Source organism: Micromonospora sp. CNZ280, assembly GCF_011759515.1.
In genome coordinates this window covers 464,256-483,015 of record NZ_JAAOYP010000005.1, presented here as the reverse complement: position 1 = coordinate 483,015, position 18,760 = coordinate 464,256, and the positions used below count along the sequence as shown (strand labels likewise).

At 73.1% G+C, this 18,760-nt stretch carries 16 protein-coding genes; 2 read left to right on the top strand and 14 right to left on the bottom strand.

The annotated features are described in order from the left end of the window. Positions 1-45 precede the first annotated feature (45 nt). From FHX32_RS32795 to FHX32_RS32785, 3 genes are all read right to left on the bottom strand, one after another. Positions 46-1,221 carry an alanine--tRNA ligase-related protein gene (locus FHX32_RS32795; protein ID WP_167191808.1) on the bottom strand — a complete coding sequence of 392 codons (1,176 nt, stop codon included), beginning with the start codon at positions 1,219-1,221 and terminating at the stop codon, positions 46-48. A 316-nt stretch (positions 1,222-1,537) separates the two neighbouring features. Further along, on the bottom strand, positions 1,538-2,689 hold the full coding sequence (locus FHX32_RS32790) for an acyl-CoA desaturase (RefSeq protein ID WP_167191806.1): 1,152 nt from the start codon (positions 2,687-2,689) through the stop codon (positions 1,538-1,540). Between the two features lie 14 nt (positions 2,690-2,703). Continuing rightward, complete coding sequence (locus tag FHX32_RS32785) at positions 2,704-3,792, bottom strand: ferredoxin reductase (RefSeq protein WP_167191804.1); 1,089 nt, start codon at positions 3,790-3,792, stop codon at positions 2,704-2,706. Positions 3,793-3,877: 85 nt separating this feature from the next. Here FHX32_RS32785 and FHX32_RS32780 point away from each other — a divergent pair, with 85 nt between their 5' ends. Then, the gene (locus tag FHX32_RS32780; protein ID WP_167191802.1) at positions 3,878-5,107 is read left to right on the top strand and encodes a helix-turn-helix domain-containing protein; all 1,230 of its coding nucleotides are present in this window, start codon (positions 3,878-3,880) and stop codon (positions 5,105-5,107) included. Positions 5,108-5,179: 72 nt separating this feature from the next. Here the strand turns inward: FHX32_RS32780 and FHX32_RS32775 are convergent, their stop codons facing one another. The 10 genes from FHX32_RS32775 to FHX32_RS32730 form a co-directional block, all read right to left on the bottom strand. Continuing rightward, positions 5,180-5,983, bottom strand: coding sequence for a sugar phosphate isomerase/epimerase family protein (locus FHX32_RS32775; protein ID WP_167191800.1), 804 nt, complete (start codon positions 5,981-5,983; stop codon positions 5,180-5,182). Then, on the bottom strand, positions 5,980-7,131 hold the full coding sequence (locus tag FHX32_RS32770) for a DUF993 family protein (protein WP_167191798.1): 1,152 nt from the start codon (positions 7,129-7,131) through the stop codon (positions 5,980-5,982). The genes FHX32_RS32775 and FHX32_RS32770 overlap by 4 nt, the downstream gene beginning before the upstream one ends. Next, complete coding sequence (locus FHX32_RS32765; RefSeq protein ID WP_167191796.1) at positions 7,128-8,282, bottom strand: Gfo/Idh/MocA family protein; 1,155 nt, start codon at positions 8,280-8,282, stop codon at positions 7,128-7,130. Before FHX32_RS32765 ends, FHX32_RS32770 begins: the two co-directional genes overlap by 4 nt. 121 nt (positions 8,283-8,403) lie before the next feature. Continuing rightward, positions 8,404-10,494: a PQQ-dependent sugar dehydrogenase gene (locus FHX32_RS32760; protein WP_167191794.1), complete on the bottom strand. Its 2,091-nt coding sequence runs from the start codon at positions 10,492-10,494 to the stop codon at positions 8,404-8,406. Positions 10,495-10,531: 37 nt separating this feature from the next. Next, entirely contained in the window at positions 10,532-11,488 is a 957-nt protein-coding gene (locus tag FHX32_RS32755; protein WP_167191792.1) for a LamG domain-containing protein, read from the bottom strand. A 112-nt stretch (positions 11,489-11,600) separates the two neighbouring features. Further along, positions 11,601-12,350, bottom strand: coding sequence for a branched-chain amino acid ABC transporter ATP-binding protein (locus tag FHX32_RS32750; RefSeq protein ID WP_167191790.1), 750 nt, complete (start codon positions 12,348-12,350; stop codon positions 11,601-11,603). Next, entirely contained in the window at positions 12,340-13,110 is a 771-nt protein-coding gene (locus FHX32_RS32745) for an ABC transporter ATP-binding protein (RefSeq protein ID WP_167191788.1), read from the bottom strand. Before FHX32_RS32745 ends, FHX32_RS32750 begins: the two co-directional genes overlap by 11 nt. Next, complete coding sequence (locus FHX32_RS32740) at positions 13,107-14,414, bottom strand: branched-chain amino acid ABC transporter permease (protein WP_486481452.1); 1,308 nt, start codon at positions 14,412-14,414, stop codon at positions 13,107-13,109. The genes FHX32_RS32745 and FHX32_RS32740 overlap by 4 nt, the downstream gene beginning before the upstream one ends. After that, a complete protein-coding gene (locus FHX32_RS32735) occupies positions 14,398-15,285 on the bottom strand; it encodes a branched-chain amino acid ABC transporter permease (RefSeq protein WP_167191786.1) in 888 nt (295 codons plus the stop codon). The genes FHX32_RS32740 and FHX32_RS32735 overlap by 17 nt, the downstream gene beginning before the upstream one ends. Before the next feature lie 6 nt (positions 15,286-15,291). Beyond that, positions 15,292-16,518: an amino acid ABC transporter substrate-binding protein gene (locus FHX32_RS32730; protein ID WP_486481451.1), complete on the bottom strand. Its 1,227-nt coding sequence runs from the start codon at positions 16,516-16,518 to the stop codon at positions 15,292-15,294. Between the two features lie 117 nt (positions 16,519-16,635). Between FHX32_RS32730 and FHX32_RS32725 the strand changes: the two genes are divergently transcribed. Further along, a complete protein-coding gene (locus FHX32_RS32725) occupies positions 16,636-17,679 on the top strand; it encodes a LacI family DNA-binding transcriptional regulator (RefSeq protein WP_167191785.1) in 1,044 nt (347 codons plus the stop codon). A 45-nt stretch (positions 17,680-17,724) separates the two neighbouring features. On the opposite strand, the gene FHX32_RS32720 is transcribed toward FHX32_RS32725, so the two are convergent. Further along, positions 17,725-18,684, bottom strand: coding sequence for a sulfite exporter TauE/SafE family protein (locus tag FHX32_RS32720; protein WP_167191783.1), 960 nt, complete (start codon positions 18,682-18,684; stop codon positions 17,725-17,727). Positions 18,685-18,760 lie beyond the last annotated feature (76 nt).

Sequence of the window (18,760 nt, the reverse complement as noted above, 5' to 3'; positions counted from 1 at the left end):
GATGGGCGCGGCGCCCGATCCGGTTGCACGCACCCCGAAACAGCGTCAGCCCAGCTCACCGACCAGGTGGTCGACCAGGTCCCGGGGCAGCCCGTGGGTGTCGTGCAGCCAGTGGTAGTCCTCGCCGGTCAGCGGCCCACGGGAGCGGCGCCGGCTGACCAGCGGCCGCCCGCGCCGCAGCAGTTCCCGGAACCGGCGCTCCTCGCCGCCGAACACGTCGCGCACCTCGCCGACCCCGGTCTGCTGCCCGAACCCTTCGAGGGTGTGCCGGATCGGTTCGGTCGGCAGGTCGGAGAGGGTGCGGGACGGGTCGTCGCGCCACAGGGTGGTGAGCACCCGGCGGACCAGCCGGCGCAGCACGTATCCCCGGCCGGTGTTCGACGGGCGCACGCCGTCGCCGACGACGACCGCGCCGGAGCGGAGGTGGTCGCAGACCTGGCGCAGCGGCACCTCGTCCAGCCGCCACAGGCCGCCGACGCCGCGCACCCACGGTCGCAGGCCGTCGCCCTCGAAGACCGACCGGGTGCCGCTCAGCACCATCTCCAGCCGCTCCAGCCCCATCCCGGTGTCCACGTTGGGCTGCCGCAGCGGCTCCAGCCGGCCGTCGTCGTGCCGGTGGTAGCGCATCTGCACGTGGTTCCAGACCTCCATCCACCGGTCGTCGGTGCCCGGGGTGCCGCGGGGCGGGCCGTCCCCGGTCCAGACGAAGATCTCCGAGTCCGGTCCGCAGGGCCCGGTCGGTCCGTTGGACCACCAGTTGTCCTCGCCGCGGGTCAACTCCGCCGGTACGCCGAGCTCCGCCCAGGTTTCCAGCGAGACCCGGTCCGGCCCGAGCTGCTCGTCGCCGCCGAACACGGTCGCGTGCAGCCGGTCGGGTTCGACGCCGAAGCCCTCCCGCAGCAGCCGGTGGCCCCAGCGCAGGCTCTGCGAGACGTCGTAGTCGCCGAGCGACCAGGAGCCGAGCATCTCGAACACGGTCAGGTGGGTGCGGTCGCCGACCTCGTCCAGGTCGGTGGTGCGCAGGCAGCGCTGGACGTTCACCAGCCGGCGGCCGAGCGGATGGGGACGGCCCTCCAGATGGGGCGTCAGCGGGTGCATCCCGGAGGTGGTGAACAGGACCGGGTCACCGGGCGGCGGGATGAGTGAGCTGTCGGGCACCGGCCGGTGGCCGCGCTCGCGGTAGAAGTCGAGGAAGGTGCGGACGATCTCGTCGCGGTTCATGGCGGGTGCCTTCCGGGTCGTGGTGACCGGAAAGGGTCCGCTGGCGCGGGACGGGCTGCCCCGGGACGCGAAGAAGCCGGCGGACCGTTTCCGGTCGCCGGCGAGGGGTCGGGAGATCAGGCGGCGGCGACCGACGAGCTGGCAGCTCGTGCGGCCGCGGCGATGCTTCGGCGCCTGGACTCCATGCCCTCGACTGTACGTCGCCCCGGCGCCGCCGCCCACCGGTTTGCCCGCCGGCCCCCGCCCCCTGGGCGCCTGCGAGCCGCCGGCGGGCGGCGGGCCGGGGCGGACCCGCCGGGCGGCGTCCCGGTGCCGGTCAGCCGCCCAGCGACGGCGCGAGGGCCCGCGCCGGCCGGTCGTCGGCCGGGCTCGGGTCGGCCGGTGCCCGGTTGGGCAGGGAGAGCCGGAAGACCTTCTTCCAGGCGGAGAAGACCTGCCGGGGCAGCGAGCCGGTGGTGTAGCGCAGCCCGTACCGGTCGAAGAGCGCCCGCACCTCGGGGGCGATCTCCTGGTAGCGGTTGCTCGGCAGGTCCGGGAAGAGGTGGTGCTCGATCTGGAAGGACAGGTTCCCGGTCATCAGGTGCAGCAGCCGGCTGCCGCTGATGTTCGCCGACCCGAGCATCTGCCGCAGGTACCACTCGCCGCGGGTCTCCCCCTCGATGGAGCGCTTCTCGAAGGTCTCCACGCCCTCGGGGAAGTGCCCGCACATGATCACCGAGTGGCTCCACAGGTTGCGGATCAGGTTCGCGGTGAAGGTGGCGGCCAGGGTGCTGAGGAACGAGGGGCCGGACAGCAGCGGGTGCAGCACGTAGTCCTTGAGCACCTGCCGACGGATCTTGCGCCCGACCGCCTTCGCCCGGGCCCGGAACTGCGGGTCACGGTGCCGCCCCTGCTGCAGGTTCTTGCCCAGCTCCAGGTCGTACGCGGCGATGCCGTACTCGAAGAAACACGCGTTGACGAAGTTCCACAGCGGCTGGCCGAGGTGCATCGGATGCCACGGCTGGTCCTCGTCGACCCGCATGATGCCGTAGCCGAGGTCGTTGTCCTTGCCGATGACGTTCGTGTACCGGTGGTGCAGTTCGTTGTGCGAGTGTTTCCACTGGTCCGCCGGCGAGACGTGGTCCCACTCCCAGGTGGTCGAGTGGATCTTCGGGTCGCGCATCCAGTCCCACTGGCCGTGCAGGACGTTGTGCCCGATCTCCATGTTCTCCAGGATCTTCGCGACCGCGAGCCCGGCGGTGCCGACCACCCAGGCCGGCGGGAAGAGCGAAAACAGCAGCACCGCCCGGCTGCCCAGCTCCAGCCGCCGCTGGGTGGCGATGACCTTGCGGATGTACGCGGCGTCCCGCTCGCCCCGGCTGGCCACCACCCGGTCGCGGATCGCGTCGAGTTCCCGGCCGATAATCTCGATGTCCTCGGCCGTCAGGTGCGCGATCGGGTTGTCGGGCTTCTTCTGGATCACGGTCACGTCGCGGGCTCCGATCAGAGGTCGAGGTCGCAGGGGCCGGCGGCCGCCGACACGCAGGTCTGCACGAGGACGCCGTCGCCGGGCACGGCGGTGGTGAGCTGGCCGTTGCGCAGGTCGCGGACGGCGCCCTGGCGCAGCGGGACGACACAGCCGAAGCAGATGCCCATCCGGCAGCCCGAGGGCATCAGCACCCCGGCCCGCTCGCCGGCGTCCAGGATCGGGGTGGCGCCGTCGGCCTCGACGGTCACCGCGGCCCGGGTGAAGGTGAGCGTCCCGCCCGCGCCGGGCGTCACCACGGTCGGCCGGAACCGTTCGGTGTGCAGCCGGTCGGGGTACCCGCGCGCCGTCCAGTGCTCTTCCAGCGCGTCGAGCAGGCCGACCGGCCCGCAGGCCCAGGTCTCGCGGTCCAGGTGGTCGGGCACCAGGGCGTCGAGGTCGGCGACGCCGAGCAGGCCGTCGGTGTCGGTGTGCCGTTCCACCAACCGGATCGCCCCGTCGGTGGCGAGCCGGCGCAGCTCGGCGCCGAAGATCACGTCGGTCGCGGTGGGCGCGGAGTGCACCACGACCACGTCGGCGCCGGCCAGCGCGCCGGCGCGCAGCATTCCCATCACCGGGGTGATCCCGCTGCCGGCGGTGAGGAAGAGGACCCGGTCCGGGGCGGTTGCTGGGAGCACGAAGTCGCCCTGGGCCTGGTCGAGGTGCACGATCGTCCCGGGCCGCAGCCGCCGGACGAGGTGGTTGCTGACCAGCCCGTCGGGGATGGCCTTGGCCGTCACGGTGATCGGGTCGGTGCGCCGCCCGGGCGCGGAGGTGACCGAGTAGGCCCGCCACTGGCGTACGCCGTCGACGTCGACGCCGAGCCGGACGTACTGCCCGGGGGTGTGCCCGCGCCAGCCGCGGCCGGGCCGGATGACCAGCGTCGCCGCGTCCGGGGTCTCCGGGCGGACGGCGAGGATCCGGCCGCGCAGGTCCGCCGAGCGCAGCGGCGCGACCAGGTCGAGGTAGTCCTCGGGCAGCAGCGGGGTGGTGACCGCGGCGGCCAACCGGAGCAGTCCGCCCCGAACCGACCGCTTTGCCCGAGAGGCGGGGACTGTCGTGGTCATATCTCGATGGTCGCGGCGTGCTGGCATAAAATCTTGGCCTGTGCGGGTGAAGCGCTCCCGCATTCTTGTGCGGAGGGAACAACTCGTGACGGAGGGTATCGGGGCGACGTACCGCGCGGCCCGCCTGGAACTCGACGAGGAGGTGGCCCGCGCCCTGCGTGACCGGCTGCCGCTGCTGGCCGAGCGCACGGTGACCGCGATCACCGCCGAGGTGCCCAGCTACTCCGGCACCCTCACCGGTCAGATGCGCGCCAAGATCGCCAACGCGGTGCAGATCGCGCTCGGCACGTTCCTCCAGCTGATCGAGCGGCCCCGGACGGCTAACCCGAGCACGCCGCTGGTGCCCGCGCTGGAGGCCGCGTACGCCCTGGGTAGCGGCGAGGCCCGCTCCGGCCGGAGCATGGACGCGCTGCTGGCCGCCTACCGGGTGGGCGCCCGGGTCTCCTGGCGGGAGATGGCCGCCACCACGGTCGAGGGCGGGCTCGCCGCGGCGACCGTCGCCGAGTTCGCCGAGCTGATGTTCGCCTACATCGACGAGCTCTCCGCCGCGAGCGTCGCCGGCCACTCCGACGAGCTGGCCAGCGCCGGGCGGGTCCGGCGGCACAACCTGGAACGGCTCACCCAGCAGCTGCTGGCCGGCGATCCGGAGGAGGTGCTGCTGCGCAGCGCCGAGCGGGCCGACTGGCCGCCGCCGCAGACCCTCACCGTCGTCCTGCTGCCGCGGGCCAACCTGCGCCCGGCGCTGGCGCTGCTCGACGAGCACACCCTGGAGAGCGCGGAGGACCTGCCCACGGCCGAGCCGGACGCGGAACTTGCCGTGCTGCTCGTTCCCGACGCGCACGGCGACCGGCGGCGGCAGCTGGCCCGGGTGCTGCACGGCCGCCGGGCAGTGCTCGGCCCGGCCCGCCCGTGGACCCGGACGGCGTACGCCTACCAGCGGGCCGTACGGGCGCACACGCTCGGCATCGACCACCCGGCGGACGGCGCCCCGCTGGACACCGAGCGGCACCTGGCCGAGCTGCTGCTCGGCACCGACCCGGAGGCGCTGGCCGACCTGCGGGCCCGGGCGCTGGCCCCGCTGGCCGGGCTGCCGCCGGCCACCGCCGACCGGCTCGCCGAGACGCTGCGCTCCTGGCTGCTGCACCACGGCCGGCGCGACGACGTGGCGGCCGACCTCTTCGTGCACCCGCAGACGGTCCGCTACCGGATGGGCAAGCTGCGCGAACTGTACGGCGACCGGCTCACCGACCCGGCCAGCGTCCTCGACCTCACCCTCGCCCTCGCCTACCCGGTCAGCGCACCGACTCCCTCGTGACGCCGGGCGACGGCGACGGTGCCTATCCGCCGCGCCCGGCGGAGGCGGACGGTCCGACCCGCCGCCGCCCGCTCAGGCGACGTGCTCCCGGTACCCGGCGATCGCCTCGTCCAGCACCACGCGGCCGGGCCGGGACCAGACCTCCTCGGCGAAGACCTCCACCTCGATCGGCCCGGTGTAGCCGGCGGCGTCCACCGCCTCCCGGAAGCGCCGCAGCTCGACGCAGCCGGCGCCGGGCAGGCCCCGGCCGAGCAGCACCCCGGCGGGCAGCGGCGTGACCCAGTCGGCGACCTGGAAGCAGGCGATCCGCTCCGCCCGCCCGGCCCGGGCGATCTGCGCCCACACCTGGTCGTCCCACCACAGGTGGTACGTGTCCACCACCACTCCCGCCGCCTCCGGCGGGTACGGCTCGACCAGGTCGAGCGCCTGGCCGAGGCTGGCGACCACGCACCGGTCGGAGCAGAACATCGGGTGCAGCGGCTCGACCGCGAGCCGTACGCCCGCGGCCAGCGCGTGCGGCACCAGTGCGCCGACCGCCTCGCCGACGTGCGCCCGGGCGGCGTCGAGGTCCCGGCTGCCGGCGGGCAGCCCGCCGGAGACCAGCACCAGCACCGGCGCGCCGACGCAGGCCGCCTCGTCGATCGCCCGCCGGTTCTCGTCGAACCAGCCCGGCGCGTCGAAGAACCCACCGCGGCACAGCGAGGTGACGGTGAGGCCGGCGTCCCGGACCAGGGCGGCGGCCGCCTCGACCCCGTACCCGGCCAGGTCCTCGCGCCACAGCCCGACGTTGCCGACGCCGGCGTCCACGCACCCGGCGACCAGGTCCGGCAGCGGCCAGCGGCGGGTGGTGGCGGAGTTCAGCGCGAACCGCCTCACTGTGCCACCCCCGCCGTGGTCAGGTACGCCCGCGCGCGGTGGGCGGCCAGCTCGGCGTCGGGCAGCAGGCCGGCGGCGTCGGCGAGCCGTAGCAGCCGCGTCAGGTGCGCCGGTGACCGGCCCGACTGCAGGCCGCCGACCATGGTGAAGTGCTCCTGGTGGCCGGCCAACCAGGCCAGGAAGACGATACCGGTCTTGTAGTAGAAGGTCGGCGCGCCGAACAGGTGCCGCGCCAGCGGCAACGTCGGGGCCAGCAGCCGGTCGTACCCGGCCAGGTCACCGCCGTCGAGCGCGCGCAGCGCGGCGGCCGCCGGCGGAGCGATGGCCGCCAGCACGCCGAGCAGCGCGTCGGAGTGGCCCTGCGCGTCGCCCCGGATCAGCGCCGGGTAGTTGAAGTCGTCGCCGGTGTAGAGCCGCACCCCGGCCGGCAGGCGCCGGCGCAGCGCCACCTCGAAGTCCTCGTCGAGCAGCGACAGCTTGATTCCGTCGACCTTGCCGGGACGGCCGGCGATCAGCGCCACCACGGTGTCCGCGGCCCGGGCCGGGTCGGCGTCGCCCCAGTACCCGGCCAGCGCCGGGTCGAACGCCGGCCCCAGCCAGTGCAGCACGACGGGACCGTCCGCGTCGTCGATCAGCCGGCCGTAGACGTCGAGGTAGTCCTCGGCGGAGCGGGCCGCCGCGGCGAGGTGCCGGCTGCACATCAGCACCGGCCGGGCGCCGGCCTCCTGCACGTCGGCGAGCTGCTCGGTGTACGCCTTGCGGATCTCGTCGAGGGTGGCCGGGCCGGCCGGCAGCTGGTCGGTGGCGACGCCGGCGCAGATCGCACCGCCCTCGGCCCGGGCCGCCGCCGCGGAGCGCCGCACCAGCTCACGCGCCGTCGGGTAGTCCAGCCCCATCCCCCGCTGGGCGGTGTCCATCGCCTCGGCCACCCCGAACCCGTACGACCACAGGTGCCGGCGGAACGCCAGCGTCGCGTCCCAGTCGACGGCCGCGGGCGCGCCCGGCACGTTCTCCGCCCGTGGGTCGGCGACCACGTGCGCGGCGGCGTACGCCACCCGGCTGGTGAACGGCGCACCGGGCACGGCGTGCTCGCCGCCCGCCCCGGAGAGGGTGTACGCCCCGTCGGGCAGCCGCACGGTGGCACTCATGCCGAAAGCTCCGGAATCTCCACCCGCCGGCCCTCCCGGGCGGACAGCAGACCCAGCTCGGCCAGTTGCACGCCGCGCGCGCCGGACCACAGGTCCCAGCTGTACGGGGCGTCCTCGGCGACGTGCCGCAGGAACATCTCCCACTGCGCCTTGAAGCCGTTGTCGTACACCTCGTTGTCCGGCACCTCCTGCCACTGCGACCGGAAGTCGTCGGTGGACGGCAGGTCCGGGTTCCACACCGGCTTCGGGGTGCTGGCCCGGTGCTGCACCCGGCAGCGGCGCAACCCGGCCACGGCGCTGCCCTCGGTGCCGTCGACCTGGAACTCGACCAGCTCGTCCCGGTTGACCCGGACCGCCCAGGACGAGTTGATCTGCGCGACGATGCCGCCGTCGAGTTCGAAGATGGCGTACGCCGCGTCGTCGGCGGTGGCGTCGTAGGGCTGGCCCTCCTCGTCCCAGCGAAGCGGGATGTGCGTGGTGACGTGCGCGGTGACCGCCCGCACCGGCCCGAAGACCTGCTCCAGCACGTAGTGCCAGTGCGGGAACATGTCGACCACGATGCCGCCGCCGTCGGCGGCCCGGTAGTTCCAGCTCGGGCGCTGCGCGGCCTGCCAGTCGCCCTCGAAGACCCAGTAGCCGAACTCGCCGCGCACCGACAGGATCCGGCCGAAGAACCCGCCGCGCACCAGCCGGTCGAGCTTTCGCAGGCCGGGCAGGAAGAGCTTGTCCTGCACGACGCCGTGCCGTACGCCGGCCGCGTCGGCGGCCCGGGCCAGCTCGACGGCGCCGTGCAGGGTGGTGGCCAGCGGCTTCTCGGTGTAGATGTGCTTGCCGGCCTCGATGGCCAGCCCGATGGCCTTCTCCCGCTCGCTGGTCACCTGGGCGTCGAAGTAGATCGCGGTGTCCGGGCGGGCGAGCGCCGCGGCGAGGTCGGTGGTCCAGTCGGTCAGCCCGTGCCGTTCCGCGACGTCGCGCAGCTTGGCCTCGTTGCGGCCGACCAGCACGAGTTCCGGCCACAGCCGCCCGCCGCCGTGCAGCGGGACGCCGCCCTGATCGCGGATCGCCAGCAGGGACCGGACCAGGTGCTGCCGGTAGCCCATCCGCCCGGTCACGCCATTCATGACGATCCCTATCGGGATACGTGCCGTCATCGCCTCGCCCTCCAGGTAAGCGGGGTTCTCGCGCACCCGGCCGACCGGCCGGGCGCCACATCTCGGGGTGCTCCGGCGGGGTACGGCGGCCACGTCGCCGCCGCACCCCACCGGCGCGGCGTCAGGCCGGTGTGCCGGTCACCGTGAGGTGCCGCAGCCGGCCGACGTTGTCGAAGGAGCCGAAGCCGACCCGGCCGGAGCCGAAGGTGGTGTCCTTCGCGGTCATCAGCGGGTCCTTGTGCCCGTCGACGTAGACCGCGATCTCCCCGGTGGCCGGCAGGTGCTTCACCCGCACCTTGTGCCAGTCGGCGTCGGTGATCGCCGGGTTGGCGCCGCGGGACCGCCCGTTCCACTGGTGGTCGATGCGTTCCCGGTCGGCGTTGTCGACCTTGAAGATGCCGTTGTGCGGGTAGATCGTGTGGTCGGTGGAGAGGTGGGCGTAGTAGAACTCGGTGTCCGACCGCCAGCCGAAGACGATGATGACGTCCCGGTTGGTGACCTCCACCGGCGTGTCCAGCCGTACCCGCGCCTCGACCTCGACCGACGACCAGGCCGGCCCGGCGGTGAGCACCGCGTACTCGAACGGCCGGCGCGGGCCGGGCCGGCTCACCCCGGCCTCGGCGAGGATCACCTCATCCCTGGTGAACTGCCACTTCGACGGGGTGACCGGCGCCCAGTTGTGCGCGCCGGCCGTCTGGCGCAGCCGGGTGTCGCCGACGTCGCCGGCGGCGAAGACCCGGGTGCCGGTGACCTTCCAGACCTTGCCGTTGGCCTTGGCCAGGATGTAGAGCTCGCCGGCGGCGTCGGTGCCGAAGCGCAGGTCGACCCGGTTGGGGTCGCCGGGCGCGCCGGGGCCGGAGAGGTCCTGCATCCGCACCGGGTTGCCGGCGGCGTCGAAGAGCGCGAGGCGGTGGATCGGTGCCAGGCCCGCGCCCCGGCGCATCCGGTTCGCCTCGGTGTAGAGCACCCGGCCGTCGACCAGGTCACCGAAGACGTACTTGCCGCGCAGCGCGGGCAGCGCCCTGCCCCGGTAGACGAACCCGCCGGCCACCGCGACCCCCACGTCCGAGGTGCAGTTCCAGCCGGGCGCCGGGTCGTGGTCGTACGCGGCGACCGGGTAGGTGTAGCCGTAGCCGGCATCGTCGGCGGGCAGCGGCAGCAGCTTGTCGCAGGGGTTGGTGGCCGTCTTGTCGAAGACGTACGCGCCCTCCCGTTCGCTCCAGCCGAAGTTGTCACCGGCGCGCACCTCGTAGATCGCCTCGACGGCGTGCTCGCCGATGTGCCCGAGGTACATCCGGCCGGTGGCCCGGTCCCAGCTGAACCGGTGCGGGTCGCGGAAGCCGACCGCGTAGATCTCGCCGAGCGCGCCGGGCTGGCCGACGAACGGGTTGCCGGCCGGGATGCCGTACTGGCCGTTGGCGGAGTCGCTGCCGCGCGGGTCGATCCGCAGCAGCTTGCCGTGCGGCATGGCCAGGTTCTGCGGGTCGGTGTTGCGCGCACCGAGGCCGCCGTCGCCGACGGCCAGGTACAGCAGCCCGTAGTCGCTGTCGTGGCGCTTCGCCGTGGGGTTGAAGTTGATCTCCTGGACGCCGTGGATCTGGCCGCCGAACCCGATCCGGAGGATCTCCCGACGGCTGCCGGCGAAGGCGTCGGCGGCCGGGTCGGTCGCCGTCCACTCGGTGATCACCCCATGGAACAGGGTGGTGGCCTGCGCGTAGTCCGGGACCTCGGTGGTGGCCGACGCCTGTTCGGTGTGGATGGTGTAGAACCGGCCGTTGCTGCCGAACTCCGGGTGGAAGGCGACGTAGCCGAAGCCCTGGCCCAGCCCGCGGCCGGAGAAGAACTGCGGTGCGAACGTCGCGGCGACGTCCAGGTAGACGTGCGGTACGCCGTCCTCGACCAGGTAGAGCTTGCCGTTGAGGTCGGGCACGGCCCGGCGACCGGAGCCGTCGGGCAGCTCCATGATGGTGTTGATCCGCGCGGTCCGCATGAGCCGCTGGTCGGTCGGCGCGGGGGTGGGGAACGACTGCGGGAAGCTGGTGTACTCGGTGAGCACCAGGCCGAGCCGGGACTGGGTGGGCATCTCGGTGACCGGATCGTCGATCGGGTCGGCGGCCCGGGCGGGCGCGGCGACCAGGGTGGACAGGACCAGGGCGGCGGCCGTGAGCCCGGCTGCCAGCGCGGATCTGCGGATGCTGCCGATACTGTGCACGCGGGTCTCCTTCTCGGTGGGGTCGTGCCGAGGGTGGTCAGCGGGCCAGGTAGCGGTACTGCTTCTCGACGTCGCGGGCGGAGACCGCGGTGTCGAGGAACATCAGGGCGTCCATGCGGCAGTCGCACGGGTTGCGTTCCAGGTTGTCCTGCGGGAAGCTCCCGCCGATCTTGATGCCCCGCGGGTCGGAGGCGGTGGTGACGTGCGGGCCGGGCCCGGACACCAGCCACGGGTCGTCGGCGCGGGTGTAGAAGCCGTCCAGCGCGCGGCCGTTGCGGTAGAGCGCCATCGCCCCGGTGTTGAAGTCGAAGGTGGCGGCCAGGTGCACCCACTCCCCCTTCGGCAGCAGGGTGCGCCAGTCCCCGCTGGCGGCGAAGGTCTGCGAGTTGCCGCCGTCCAGCCGCCGGCCGAGGGCGACCAGGCGCAGTTCGCCGTTGACGTCGATGAGTTCGAGCAGCGCCCGGACGCCGTGGCCGTCGGAGTCACCGGTCAGCACGCCGGCCAGGCCGATGGCGTTGAACCGGTCGTCCGGGTTCGGGGTGGTGGAGTTGGGCAGCGGCGCGTCCATCTCCAGCTTGAACCAGCCCATCACTGTGGTGCCGGCGACGGCGCTGAACGGGCGCAGGGTGCGTACGCCGCTGGCCGAGAAGATGCCGGCCTTCCAGTCGTCGTTGCCGGCCTGGGCCGGGTCGACCTGCCGGGTCTGCAGCGCCCTGCCGCTGCCGGGGTAGGCGCGGTCGGGCACCCGCATGGCGGCGCCGCCGTTGACGAGTTCGATCTCGGTGCCGGAACGGCCCTGGTCGCGTTCCAGCGCGACGTCGCCGGGCACCGGGTGGTCGAAGTCGTAGTAGGCGACCAGATGCTCGCGCAGGGTGGGGTGGACGTCGCGGGTACGGTTCCGGTCCGCCTGGGCCGGCGCTGTTCCGGCGCCGGCCAGCACACCGGCCGCCAGCAGGGCGGCGGTGACGGCGGCGGCGCGTCTGGCTCTGGTCATCGCGTACACCTCTCCTCGTGTCCGCGTGGCACGCAACCGCTTTCGTAAGCGCTTACGTGTCGCGCCCGGATCATTCGTCGTGCCGTTCGTCGGGGTCCGTTGCGGGTCGGTGTCAGCGCTTCGGCGTGACCGCCGGCTCGGCGGGCCGCCCGCCGAGATACAGCTCGCCGAGCTGGGGGTCGGCGAGCAGTTGCGCCGCCGGCCCGGAGATGTGCACCCGCCCGAGGTCGAGCACGCAGCCCAGGTCGGCGGTCTCCAGCGCCCGCCGGGCGTTCTGCTCCACCAGCAGCACGGCGGTGCCGGCGTCGCGCATCCGCACCACCTGCTCGAACACGGTGCTGGTGGCCTTCGGGTCCAGCCCCATGGAGGGCTCGTCCAGCAGCACCACCTTCGGGTCGACCATCAGCGAGCGGGCGAACTCCACCTGCTTCTGCTGGCCGCCGGAGAGCAGCCCGGCCAGCGCGTTCCAGCGCTGCGCGACCACCGGGAACAACTCCCGGACGAACTCGGTCCGCTCGGCGATCAGCGCCTTGTTCCGCAGCGTGTAGCCGCCGAGCAGCACGTTCTCCGCCACGGTCATCTCGCGGAAGACGCTGTGCCCCTGCAACACGTGCGCCACCCCGGAGGCGAGCATCCGCTGCGGGCCCTGGCCGGTCACGTCCACCCCGCCCACCAGGATCCGCCCGGCGCGCGGCTTGAGCAGCCCGCTGGCCACCTTCAGCACGGTGGACTTGCCGGCCCCGTTCGGGCCGACCAGGCAGACGATCGTGCCGGCCGGCACCGAGACGGTGAGGCCGCGCAGCACCGGCGCCGCGCGCCCGTAGCCGGCGTGCACGTCGACGAGTTCGATTTCAGACGCCAAGGTAAGCCCCCAGGACGCGTTCGTCGGAGCGGATCAGCGACGGCGGACCCTCGGCGATCGGGCGCCCGCGGTCGAACACCACGATGTGGTCGCTGACGCTCATCACCAGGTCCATGTTGTGCTCGACGATGACGAAGGTCCGCCCCTCGGCGTTGAGCTCGCGCACCAGGGAGCCGATCCGGTCCAGCAGCGCCGGGTTGACCCCGCCGGCCGGCTCGTCGAGCAGCACGGTCTCCGGGTCGCTCATCAGCACCCCGGCGAGTTCCAGCAGCTTCTGCTGCCCCCAGGACATGGTGCGCGCCTCGGAGTCGGCGAGGTGCTCGATGCCCAGCCGGGTGAGCCACCCCCGGGCCCGGTCCACCTCCGCCCGGGTGTGCGCGCCGCGCAGCAGCCCGGCCAGCCCGCCCGGGCGGACCGCCGCGAGCACGTTGTCCAGGGCCGACATCCGGGGGAACACCCGGCACAGTTGGAAGGTGCGGCCGATGCCGGCGCGGGCGATGGCGTGCGGCGCCCGGCGGGTGATGTCCTGCCCGCGGTAGGTCGTCCGCCCGCCGTCCGGGCGGATCATCCCGGTGACGCAGTTGAAGAACGTCGTCTTGCCCGACCCGTTCGGCCCGATCAGCGCGTTGACCTGGCCGTGCCGGAAGGTGACCGTGGCGCCGTCGAGCGCCACCACGCCGCCGAACGCCTTGGTCAGCCCCTCGGTCGCCAGGCTGCCCAACTCGCTCGTACCGGCACTCCGCTGCTGAGCCTCGCTCATGGCCGCTCCTGTGTCGGTTGGGCGCGGCCGGGGACCGCGGCGACGTCGACCGGTTCCCGCTCCCCCGCCGTACGCGCCTCGCGCAGTTGGGCGGCGGTGACCTCGCGGATGGAACTCTGCGTCGTCCCGGCCAGCCGGTTGGCCAGCGCGCCGATCGCCGGCAGCACGCCGTCGGGCATGAACAGCACGACGAGCGCGAGCAGCAGGCCGGTCGCGACCAGGTGCAGCGGCGTGTTGCCGAACTCGACCTTGAAGTACTCCAGCGCGATGCCGACCACCAGCGCGCCCACCAGCGGGCCGAACAGGTGCCGGACCCCGCCGAGCAGCGCCATCAGCACCAGGTAGGAGCCGGTCAGGATGGAGAACTGGAAGACCGGGTCGAGGTCGCCGAACCAGAGCGCGTAGAGCCCGCCGGCCAGCGCGGTGAACCCGGCCGAGACGACGAACACCACGAGCTTGTACGCGAACGTCGGCGTGCCGAGGGCCTCGGCCTTGTCCTCGTCCTCCCGGATCGCCTTGAGCCCGAGACCGAACCGGGACCGGTCGATCAGCCACCAGGCCAGCAGCGCGAGCCCGAGCAGCCCGGCGAAGAGGAAGTAGAACACCCGGTGGTGCTCCGGTCGCAGCAGCCCCGGGAACGGTCGCGGCACCACCAGGCCCCGCGAGCCACCGGTGAGCGAGGCCCAGCTCTGGAAGACCAGCAGCAGGATCAGCACCAGCGCGATCGAGACGATGACGAACGAGGCGCCGCGCACCCGCAGCGCCGCGTACCCGATCGGCACGGCGAGCGCGGCCACCAGCAGCGCCGCGACGACCAACGCCACGAAGCTGGGCAACCCGGCCCTGGTGACCAGCAGCGCGGTGCCGTAGCCGCCGAGGCCGGCCAGCGCGCCGTGGCCGAGCGAGATGTAGCCGGTGAACCCGCCGACGAAGTTCCACGACGTGGCGAGCACCGCGTAGTTCAGCACCACCACGCCCGCCGACAGGATGTACGGGTTGGGCGCCAGCGACGGGAACGACAGCACGGCGGCGGCGAGCGCCAGCAGCGCGACCGCGCGGAGGACGAGCCCGCCCCGCCGGCGCCGTACCGCCGTGGTCGCCGGGCGGGCCGCTGCCGTACCACCGCCCGTCGCGGTGGCCGACTCGGCCTCGGCGCCGCCGCGCCTCGCGGCGCTGGCCGGGGCGCCGGCCGGGTCCGGACCGCCGGCGCTCGCCGGGTCCGGCCGGGCGGCGCTGGCCGGGGTGGTGGCCGGGTCCGGCCCGGTGGGGGCCGGGGTGACGGTGGGGTCAGAAGCGCTGGGCAAGGCGACCTCCGAAGAATCCCTGTGGCCGGAACGCCAGCGTGGCGAACAGGGCGAGGTAGAAGATCGTCTGCGCCCAGGTGGTGCCGAGCGGGATCTGCAGCAGGCTCTGCGCCATCCCGAGCACCATGGCGGCCATCGCGGCACCCGGCACGCTGCCGAGGCCGCCGACCACGATGATGGCCATCAGCGGACCGATCCAGTGCCAGTGCAGCGACGGGTAGATGGTGGTGTCCAGGGCGAGGGCGGTGCCGCCGACCGCGGCGGTGGCCAGGCCGACGCCGAAGCCGTACCCGGCCACCCGCTCGGTCTCGATGCCGACCAGCCGGGCCGCGTCGCGGTGCTGGATGGTGGCGCGCAACGCCCAGCCGAACGTGGTCTTCTTCATCAGCAGGTAGAGGGTCAGCAGCGCGACGGCGGCGAGGCCGAACGCGATCAGCTTCACCACCGCGATCCGGGCGCCGAAGAGGCCGAAACTGGCCGAGCCGTAGCCGAGCTGGATGCGCCGCTGGGTGCCGGTGAAGGCGTAGCCGAGCAGCCCCTCGATGGTGACCGCGATGGCGAACGTCAGCAGCACCGACATCATGGTCAGCGTGGCCGCGCGCAGCCGGGCCAGCAGCAGCCGTTGCAGCAGCACGCCGGCGCCGAAGAAGAGTGGCACGGTGACCACCATCGACAGCAGCGGGTCGACACCCAGCCGGGTGTGCGACCACCAGGCCAGGTACGCGGCCAGGATGAGGAACGCCGAGTGGGCGATCATCACCACCCGCATGATGCCGAAGTAGAGGGTCAGGCCGGCCGCCAGGAGGGCGTAGAGCCCGCCCAGCAGCAGACCCAGGATGACGCTCTGGAAGAGCAGCGCACCGGAGGGCATCGCCGCCTACCAGGCCGGCTTCGGGTAGACGAGGTCGGCCTCCTTGGCATCGGCCGGGAGCACGATCTGGATCTCGCCGCCGACCCACTGCTGGATCATGTGGGCGCCCTTCGGCTTGCCGGTCTCGTCCCAGGACAGCGGGCCGACCACCGTCTCGACGGTGTTGCCGCGGACCCACTCGACCAGCTTCTTCTGGCACTCGCCCTGCTCGGCGCAGCCCACCGCGGTCACCGCCGCCGCGACGACCTGCCCGGTCGTGTACGCGTTGGCCTCGTCCTCTTCGGGCGCGGTGCCGAACTGGGCGGTGTACTTCTCGACGAACTCCTTGTTGCTCGGGTACGGCGCCTGCTGGGTGTAGCCGGTGGGCGAGAGGATGCCCTCGGTCTTGTTGCCGATGGCCGCGGCGAACTCCGGGTTGGTCGGGGCGGTGGAGAACGCGGCCAGCTTCGGCTGGTACCTCAGCTGCTGGAGGGCGACGATCAGGTTCACCCCGTCCTGGTACTGCGAGCCGCCCACCACGATGTCGGCCCGGGAGGCGGCGATCTTCGCGGCGATGCTGCCGAAGTCGGTGGTGTTCGGCGGGTAGACCTCGTCGACGACGGTACGGATGCCGGCCGCCGCCAGCTTCTCCTTGAGCCCGTACGCCGTGCCCTGCGCGAACGGGTCGTCCATGGCCGCGTACGCCGCGGTCTTCGGGCGCTGGTCGGCCGGCAGCGCCAGCAGGTATTCGGCCAGGTGGTTGTAGTGGTCGTTGGCCACCGCCGGGGCGGCGTAGAACAGGTTCTTGAAGCCCTGCTCGAAGACCTCCTTGGCGGCACCGGCCGGCTCGACGAAGAGCATGCCGTACTCCTCGGCCACCCGGGCCGCGGGCACCACGAGGCGGGTCGAGAACGGCCCCACCACGAGGTCGACCTGGTCGGAGCCGATGAGCTGCTCGTAGTCGGCGACCACCCGGTCGGCGTTGGACTGGTCGTCGAGGATCTTCAACTCGACCTTGCGGCCGAGCAGACCCCCCTTGTCGTTCGTGATCTTCGCCCAGGCCTCGTACCCGCGCTGCACGCCCTTGCCCGGCTCGGAGAAGTCTCCGGTGAGCGGTAGGGAGATGCCGACCACGATCGGGTCGTCGCTTCCGGCGGAATCCCCGCCGCCGTCACCACCACAGGCCACCAGCGCGAGCGTCATCGTCGCGCCGATCGCCGCCATCCAACGGATTCGTCTGTATCGGTTCGTCATCCCGCAACGCTCCTTTGCCGGGGACGGAAGCGCTTACGAAAGCGCTTACGTAGCCTAGGCTGTGTCCTGCGCCACTGGCAATACCGTCGATGCATCGATGTTTCCGGGGAGTTGCGGATGCCCAAGCCTGGCCCGAGGCTGCGCCTCGTCGACGTCGCCGAACGCGCCGGCGTCTCGCTGGCCACCGCGTCCCGCGCCCTCGCCGGGCGGGAGGGGGTGAGCGAGGAGGTCGCCCGGCACGTCCGGCAGGTTTCCCGCGAGCTGGGTTACGTGGCCAACCCGTACGCCCGCACCCTCGCCGGCGGCGCCAGCTCCACCGTGGGCCTGGTGGTGCACCAGATCGACGACCCGTACTTCTCGGAGATCGCCGGCGGTGTCATCCAGGTCGCCGCCGAGGAGGGGCTGCTCGTGCAGATCTGCCACTCCGGCCGCGACCCCGACAACGAGCTGCAACAGCTGCGGCACCTGATCGCCCAGCGGGTCGGCATCATCCTGATCGCCGGCTCCGGCTACAACGACCCCCGCATCGAGGCGGCGGCGCGCGCCGAGCTGTCGGAGTTCCAGGGCGGCGGCGGCCGGGTCGCCGTCATCGGCCGGCACGCCCTGGGTGTGGACGCCGTCCTGCCCGACAACGAGGCGGGCGGCCGGGCGCTCGCCGAGCACCTGCTGGAGCTCGGCCACCGGCGGATCGCGGTGGCCGCCGGCACCGCCGCGCTGACCACCGTCGCCGACCGGCTCGCCGGCGTCTCCGCCGCGCTCGGCCGGCACGGGCTCGCCCTCGCCGACCTGCCCGTGGTGCACTGCGACTTCACCCGCGACGGTGGCCGGGCGGCCGCCGAGCAGATCCTGCGCGAGCACCCGGAAACCACCGCGATCATCGCGCTCAACGACGCGATGGCCATCGGCGTGCTGTCCACGCTGCGCGCGCACCGGGTCCCGGTGCCGGAACGGATGTCGGTGGTCGGCTTCGACGACGTCTCGGTGGCCGCCGACCTCGCGCCCAGCCTCACCACCGTCCGGCTGCCGATGACCGACATGGGCCGGATGGCGCTGGGCCTGGCGCTCAAGCCCCGCGCGGCCCGCCCGCGCCGCCGCTCCACCGGCCACTCCCTGGTCGTACGCGACTCCACCGCCCCCGCCCCGGGCCCAGGCCGCCGTTGACCATGAAGTTGTCGACGCGACACGCCGAGGTCGTCGTCAACAACTTCATGATCGACGGGCCGGGGCGGGGGTCTTCTCGTTCGGTTCGGCGCCGGCGGTGGCGGCCGCCTCGGCCTCGGCGATGATCCGCCGCTCCTCCTCGCGGTTGGCCAGGTACCGGCGGACCGAGTACGCGAGGGCGGCCGCCCAGACGACGAAGATGACCGCGGAGACCGGGTAGCGGACGCTGTCCGGCGCGTCGATCCAGTCGCTGCGCAGCAGGGTGCGGGTGTTGGTCAGGATGATGATGCCGCCGACGGCCGAGCCGAGCACCCGCGGCGGGATGTGCCGCACCAGCCAGGCGGCGATCGGCGCGGCGATGATCCCGCCGACGAGCAAGGTCACCACCCAGGCGAAGGTCACGCCCTCGGAACCGATGCCGACGATGAAGCCGACACTCGCCGCGACGGCGACGAGGAACTCGCTGGTGTCGATCGAGCCGATCGTCTTGCGCGGCTCCAGCCGGCCACTGGCCAGGATGGCCGGCGTGCCGACCGGCCCCCAGCCCCCGCCGCCGGTCGAGTCGACGAACCCGGCCACCACACCGAGCGGGGAGAGGAACCGCTTGCGCAGCGGCTTGCCGAGGTTGCCCTTGGGCAGGCCGACAGCGGTGAACCGGATCAGGATGTAGAGGCCGAGCGCCAGCAGGATGAGCGACATCAGCGGCGCCGCGGTCTCGGTCGGCAGGCTGGACAGGAACGTGGCGCCCGCGAGCGCGCCGACGGCCCCCGGGATGCCGATCTTCCAGACCACCTTCCAGTCGACGTTGCCGAACCGCCAGTGCGCGGCGCCGGAGACCAGGGTGGTGCCGATCTCGGCCAGGTGCACGGTGGCCGACGCGGCAGCCGGGTTGGTGCCGATGGCCAGCAGCAGTGTCGTGGAGGTGACCCCGTACGCCATGCCGAGACTGCCGTCGACGAGCTGGGCGCCGAGGCCGACGAGCGCGAGCAGGATGAGTTTTCGCATGTCAACCACCAGTCCGGGGTCAGGGTTGGTCAGGTTCGTCAGTCGATCGGTCGTCGTCGGTCCGTCGAGCGGCGCT

Coding starts and splice junctions, on each gene's coding strand:
- FHX32_RS32720 (WP_167191783.1), bottom strand. CDS start 18,684: ATGCGAAAACTCATCCTGCTCGCGCTCGTCGGCCTCGGCGCCCAGCTC.
- FHX32_RS32745 (WP_167191788.1), bottom strand. CDS start 13,110: ATGAGCGAGGCTCAGCAGCGGAGTGCCGGTACGAGCGAGTTGGGCAGC.
- FHX32_RS32795 (WP_167191808.1), bottom strand. CDS start 1,221: ATGAACCGCGACGAGATCGTCCGCACCTTCCTCGACTTCTACCGCGAG.
- FHX32_RS32730 (WP_486481451.1), bottom strand. CDS start 16,518: ATGACGAACCGATACAGACGAATCCGTTGGATGGCGGCGATCGGCGCG.
- FHX32_RS32735 (WP_167191786.1), bottom strand. CDS start 15,285: ATGCCCTCCGGTGCGCTGCTCTTCCAGAGCGTCATCCTGGGTCTGCTG.
- FHX32_RS32725 (WP_167191785.1), top strand. CDS start 16,636: ATGCCCAAGCCTGGCCCGAGGCTGCGCCTCGTCGACGTCGCCGAACGC.
- FHX32_RS32765 (WP_167191796.1), bottom strand. CDS start 8,282: ATGACGGCACGTATCCCGATAGGGATCGTCATGAATGGCGTGACCGGG.
- FHX32_RS32755 (WP_167191792.1), bottom strand. CDS start 11,488: ATGACCAGAGCCAGACGCGCCGCCGCCGTCACCGCCGCCCTGCTGGCG.
- FHX32_RS32785 (WP_167191804.1), bottom strand. CDS start 3,792: ATGACCACGACAGTCCCCGCCTCTCGGGCAAAGCGGTCGGTTCGGGGC.
- FHX32_RS32770 (WP_167191798.1), bottom strand. CDS start 7,131: ATGAGTGCCACCGTGCGGCTGCCCGACGGGGCGTACACCCTCTCCGGG.